Origin of the sequence: Amnibacterium sp., assembly GCF_025463795.1 — a bacterium.
GTDB lineage: Bacteria > Actinomycetota > Actinomycetes > Actinomycetales > Microbacteriaceae > Amnibacterium.
The window spans coordinates 1-4,513 of sequence record NZ_JAODBE010000186.1 but is presented as its reverse complement, the minus strand read 5'-3'; the positions used below and the strand labels follow the sequence as shown (position 1 = coordinate 4,513).

General features: G+C 72.6%; 5 protein-coding genes. 2 read left to right on the top strand and 3 right to left on the bottom strand.

Going from position 1 to position 4,513, the window contains the following annotated elements; all coding sequences use genetic code 11:
• Together JWQ92_RS15730 and JWQ92_RS15725 are read left to right on the top strand one after the other, a co-directional pair.
• The coding region (locus tag JWQ92_RS15730) for an N-acetyltransferase (protein ID WP_297345409.1) at nucleotides 1–225 on the top strand (225 nt) is incomplete at its 5' end.
• Nucleotides 226–257: 32 nt separating this feature from the next.
• Complete coding sequence (locus JWQ92_RS15725) at nucleotides 258–1,124, top strand: A/G-specific adenine glycosylase (protein ID WP_297345408.1); 867 nt, start codon at nucleotides 258–260, stop codon at nucleotides 1,122–1,124.
• Here JWQ92_RS15725 and JWQ92_RS15720 read toward each other — a convergent pair.
• From JWQ92_RS15720 to infB, 3 genes are all read right to left on the bottom strand, one after another.
• On the bottom strand, nucleotides 1,121–1,519 hold the full coding sequence (locus JWQ92_RS15720) for a DUF6804 family protein (RefSeq protein ID WP_297345407.1): 399 nt from the start codon (nucleotides 1,517–1,519) through the stop codon (nucleotides 1,121–1,123). The genes JWQ92_RS15725 and JWQ92_RS15720 overlap by 4 nt on opposite strands.
• Nucleotides 1,516–1,959 carry a 30S ribosome-binding factor RbfA gene (rbfA, locus tag JWQ92_RS15715; RefSeq protein ID WP_297345406.1) on the bottom strand — a complete coding sequence of 148 codons (444 nt, stop codon included), beginning with the start codon at nucleotides 1,957–1,959 and terminating at the stop codon, nucleotides 1,516–1,518. Before rbfA ends, JWQ92_RS15720 begins: the two co-directional genes overlap by 4 nt.
• Before the next feature lie 137 nt (nucleotides 1,960–2,096).
• Nucleotides 2,097–4,513, bottom strand: a 2,417-nt coding sequence (gene infB, locus JWQ92_RS15710; protein ID WP_297345405.1) for a translation initiation factor IF-2, incomplete at its 5' end; no start/stop codon positions are given.

The following is a 4,513-nucleotide window of genomic DNA, read 5'->3' as shown; positions in this document are numbered from 1 at the left end:
AACCTCGCGGTGCACCCCGACGCGCAGCGCCACGGGATCGGCGGCCTGCTGCTCGGTCGCGCGGAGCAGGAGGCGCGGGACGCGGGGCTCGAGGTCGTGAGGCTGTACACGAACGCCTGGATGCACGAGAACCTCGCCTACTACGCCCGTCGCGGCTTCCGCGAGACCTCGCGCACGGGCGACACCGGGCACGACCGGGTGTTCCTCGAGAAGCGGCTCGCGTAGCGACGCGGACGTGAATCCATACCCTGGTCGGCATGGACTCGATGGCTGTCATCGACTGGTTCGCGGCCAACGCCCGGGACCTGCCGTGGAGACGGCCCGGCTTCAGCGCCTGGGGCACGCTCGTCTCGGAGTTCATGCTGCAGCAGACGCCCGTGTCGCGGGTCGTGCCGATCCTCGAGGCGTGGCTGGAGCGCTGGCCGACACCGGCCGACCTCGCGACGGCGCCGCCGGCCGAGGTGCTGCGCGCGTGGGGCCGGCTCGGCTACCCGCGTCGGGCGCTGGCCCTGCACGCGTGCGCGACGGCGATCGCGGAGCGGCACGGTAACCGCGTGCCGGAGGACGTCGACGCGTTGCTGGCGCTGCCGGGCATCGGCGACTACACCGCGCGAGCCGTCGCGGTCTTCGCTCACGGCTCCCGGCACCCCGTGGTCGACACGAACGTGCGCCGCGTGCTCGCCCGTGCGGTGGCGGGCGTCGCGCAGCCCGGGGCGCCGAACGCACGACGGGACCTGCCGGCGATGGCAGCGCTGCTGCCGGAGGACCTCGCGGCGCAGCGCGCGTTCAACGCCGGCGTGATGGAGCTCGGCGCCGTCGTCTGCACGGCGCGGGCCCCGCGATGCGGTCGGTGCCCGCTCGCGGCCACCTGCGCGTGGCGTGCCGCCGGCTACCCGCCGGCTGAGGGGCCGCCCGCACGACGGCAGGCCCGGTTCGAGGGCTCGGACCGGCAGCGGCGTGGCCTCGTGCTCGCCGAGCTCCGCGCGAGCGACCTGCCGGTGACGGACCGCGAGCTCGCCACCGTGATCGCGGATCCGATCGTCCGGGAGCGGGTGCTGACCGGCCTTGCGGCGGACGGCCTCGCCGAACGCGCGGACGGCGGCTGGCGGCTGCCTGCGGGCTAGCGGGCCGCCGGCGGCCTGCTGGCGAAGACGCCGGTGACGACGAGCGCCGCCGCGGCGGCGAGCTGGCCGATCGCCCACGCCGTGCCGGCGAATTGGAACGGGACCGCCGGGTTCCAGAGCACCGCGACGACGATCGGGCCGGGCAGCCACGGCCACTGCCGCGCCTGCCAGACGAACACCGCGACGATCAGGCTGAGGATCGCGACGGCGTAACGGATCCAGAGGAAGCCGTCCGTGCCGAGCAGCGCCAGACCGGCCAGCAGCACGATCGCGGCGAGCACCGCCGGCGCGAGGGCGCGCCGCTCAGGCCGACGGCCGTACCGGTCGTCGTTCGGCGAGCGCTCCGGGCCACCACCGCGCCCGGCGGCACGACGCTCGGCCCGGTTCCCGCTCATTCCTCGTCGTCGTCCGCGCGATCGCGCGGCTGCACGTACGGGTCGGGGTCGCCCGCGTACTCGGCGGCGGCGGCGAGCGCCGCAGCGGCCGAGTCCCGCTCGCGCGCCTCCGCGAGGAGCGAGGCGACGTGGGCGGCGTTCTCGGGGATCGCATCCGGGATGAACTCGAGCGTCGGCGTGAGCCGGGTGCGGATGTTCCTGCCCACCTCGGTGCGCAGCATCCCCGTCGCGGCCTTGAGCGCCGCAGCGCTGTCCTCGCGCTCCTGCTCCGTGCCGTAGACCGTGTAGAACACCGCCGCGTGCTGGAGATCGCCGGTCATCCGAACATCGGTGATCGTCACGAAGCCGAGGCGCGGGTCGCGCAGCCCCTTGTCGAGCCGCTTCGCGATGATCTCCTTGACCTGGTCACCGAGCTTCGCGGCGCGTCCGTGGTCGGCCATGGGTGGGCTCCCTTCTTCACTTCAGCAACGGTGAAATCGCGCCGTTCCGGAGAAATCCGACGACACGCCGCCCCCGCAGGAGCAGGGGCGGCGTGTCGCTCAGGAACTCCGGATCCGCGCGATGAAGGAGGACCGGGTCAGACCCGGACCTTCTCCTTCGTCTCGATCGTCTCGATCTCGTCACCGATCTGGATGTCGTTGAACCGACCGAGGCCGATACCGGCCTCGAAGTCCGTGCGGACCTCGGTGACGTCGTCCTTGAACCGACGCAGCGACTCGATCGCCAGGTTGTCCCCGACGACCACCCCGTTGCGGATGACGCGGGCCTTCGCGTTGCGCGTGATCACGCCGCTGCGGACCAGCACACCCGCGATGTTGCCGAACTTGGACGAGCGGAAGATCTCCCGGATCTCGGCGAGACCCGACTGCACGTCCTCGAACTCCGGCTTGAGCATCCCCTTCAGGGAGTTCTCCACGTCCTCGAGGGCCGAGTAGATCACCGAGTAGAAGCGGACGTCGATGCCCTCGCGCGCTGCGCGCTCACGGGCCTTCGGGTCGGGCCGCACGTTGAAGCCGATGATGATCGCGTTGTCGACCGTCGCCAGGTTCACGTCCGACTCGGTGACCGCACCGACGCCGCGGTGGATGATCCGCAGCTGGACGCTCTCGTCGACGTCGATCTTCAGCAGCGACTCCTCGAGCGCCTCGACGGCACCGGAGACGTCACCCTTGATGATCAGGTTCAGCGAGTCGACCTTGCCGGCCTCGATCTGGCCCATGAAGTCCTCGAGCGAGATGCGCTTGCGGGCCTTCGCCAGCTGCGCGTTGCGCTCCGCGGCCTCACGCTTCTCGGCGACCTGACGGGCGGTGCGGTCCTCCTCGGTGACGAGGAAGGTGTCGCCCGCTCGCGGGACCGTCGAGAGGCCCTGCACCTGCACCGGACGGGACGGACCCGCTTCGGCCAGGGCGACGCCGTTCTCGTCCGTCATCGCACGGACCCGGCCGTAGGCCGTGCCCGCCACGATGGCGTCCCCGACGCGCAGGGTGCCGGCCTGGATGAGCACGGTCGCGACCGCACCGCGGCCCTTGTCGAGCCGCGCCTCGATCGCCACACCGCGCGCATCCCGTTCCGGGTTCGCCCGCAGGTCGAGACCCGCGTCGGCGGTCAGGAGGACCGCGTCGAGCAGGTTGTCGATGCCGATGTTGTTCCGCGCCGAGACGTCGACGAACATCGTGTCGCCGCCGTACTCCTCCGCGACGAGACCGAACTCGGTGAGCTGCTGCCGGACCTTCGCCGGGTTCGCGCCCTCCTTGTCGATCTTGTTCACGGCCACGACGATCGGCACACCGGCCGCCTGGGCGTGGTTCAGCGCCTCCACGGTCTGCGGCATCACGCCGTCGTCGGCGGCGACCACGAGGATCGCGAGGTCGGTCACCTGGGCACCACGGGCACGCATGGCGGTGAACGCCTCGTGGCCCGGGGTGTCGATGAAGGTGATCGCGCGCTCGTAGCCCTCGTGCTCGGTCCACACCTGGTACGCACCGATGTGCTGGGTGATGCCACCCGCCTCGCCGGCGACGACGTTCGCGTTCCGGATGGAGTCGAGGAGCTTCGTCTTGCCGTGGTCGACGTGACCCATGACGGTCACGACGGGCGGCCGGATCTCGAGATCCTCCTCGTCCTCGTCGTACTCGAACTCGATGTCGAAGCCCTCGAGCAGCTCGCGGTCCTCGTCCTCGGGCGAGACCATCTCGATCCGGTAGCCGAGCTCCTCGCCCAGCACCTGGAACGTGGCCTCGTCGAGCGACTCGGTCGCGGTCGCCATCTCACCGAGGTGGAACAGCACCGTGACGAGGTTGCCCGGGCTCGCGTCGATCTTGTCCGCGAAGTCCGTGATGGACGCGCCGCGACGCAGCCGGATGATCGTGCTGCCGTCGCCGCGCGGGACGCTGACGCCACCGAGCGTCGGGGCCGTCCGCATCTCGAACTCGGCGCGCTTCGTCCGCTTCGACTTGCGCTGGCGGGACTTGCCGCCGCCCTTGCCGAAGGCGCCGGCAGTGCCGCCGCCGGGACCGCGACCACGGCCGCCACCACCCGGACGCGGGCCGCTGAAGCCGCCCGCCGGACGCTGGAAGCCGCCGCCCGCGCCACCCGGACGTGCACCTGCGCCGGCTCCACCAGGACGAGCGCCGGGTCCACCCGGACGCGCGCCGAAGCCGGCCGGACGCGGAGCGCCCATGCCAGGACCACCCGGACGCGGAGCGCCGGGACGGGGTGCACCCGGACGCGGAGCGCCGGGACGCGGGATGCCGTTGGTCGCGCCGCCGCCACCGCCGGGGCGCATGCCCTGGTTCGAGGCGAAGGGGTTGTTGCCGGGACGCGGCACGGGAGAGCGGCCCATGCCCTGGCTCGACGCGAAGGGGTTGTTGCCGGGACGCGGGGCGCCCGGACGCGGCTGCGGACGCGGGATCGCGCTCGCGGTCGACGGGGTGCTCGAAGGGGCCTCGGGGGCCTGCGCGGCCTGCGGGGCCTGCGGGGCCTCGCCGCCGGGCG

Bases quoted from the DNA above. Each gene is read 5' to 3' on its own strand.
- JWQ92_RS15725 (WP_297345408.1), top strand. From the start codon at position 258: ATGGACTCGATGGCTGTCATCGACTGGTTCGCGGCCAACGCCCGGGAC.
- rbfA (WP_297345406.1), bottom strand. From the start codon at position 1,959: ATGGCCGACCACGGACGCGCCGCGAAGCTCGGTGACCAGGTCAAGGAG.
- JWQ92_RS15720 (WP_297345407.1), bottom strand. From the start codon at position 1,519: ATGAGCGGGAACCGGGCCGAGCGTCGTGCCGCCGGGCGCGGTGGTGGC.